The organism is Bacillus sp. LR--39 (assembly GCF_053613335.1).
Genome location: NZ_JBSIOT010000848.1, coordinates 1 through 720, shown reverse-complemented (window position 1 = coordinate 720; position 720 = coordinate 1). Strand labels below are relative to the sequence as shown.

The following is a 720-nucleotide window of genomic DNA, read 5'->3' as shown; positions in this document are numbered from 1 at the left end:
CGGTTTTGGAGAAGGATTTAATGGTCAATTAACAATCGTAGCGGATGCCGCAAGTGTAACAGAAAATAAGGCGGAAGCCTTCGCAGATGCAGTGAAAGAAATAAAGGAACTGGACCATGTAGCGAGTGTCACTCCGGCAATGCCTAATAAAGAAGGGAACTTTGCCATCATTACAGTAGTTCCTGAAACAGGTCCAAATGATGCAGCAACGAAGGATTTGGTAAAGGATGTACGCAGCTTATCAGATAAAAACGGAGTAGATTTGCTCGTTACTGGATCAACCGCAGTGAATATTGATATTTCAGATCGCCTTAATGATGCGATACCGGTGTTTGCTGTACTCATTGTTGGTTTTGCGTTTGTATTGCTGACAATCGTATTCCGTTCGTTGCTTGTGCCTCTTGTTGCTGTCGCAGGTTTCATATTGACGATGACAGCCACTCTTGGAATCTGTGTATTTGTTTTACAAGACGGGAATCTCATCGACTTTTTCAAAATACCTGAAAAAGGGCCGATACTCGCGTTCCTGCCGATTTTATCCATTGGGATTCTGTTCGGATTAGCGATGGATTATCAAGTATTCCTTGTAAGCAGAATGCGTGAAGAATATGTAAAAACAAAGAATCCAGTACAAGCCATTCAGGCTGGATTAAAACACAGTGGTCCTGTTGTTACAGCAGCCGGCTTGATCATGATCTTCGTTTTTGCAGGATTTATCTT

Annotated in this window: 1 protein-coding gene; it reads left to right on the top strand. The window is 42.2% G+C overall.

Annotation, left to right across the window (positions count from 1 at the left end; translation table 11 throughout):
• Positions 1-720, top strand: a 720-nt coding sequence (locus tag ACWHAR_RS26960; protein ID WP_452088416.1) for an MMPL family transporter, incomplete at both ends; no start/stop codon positions are given.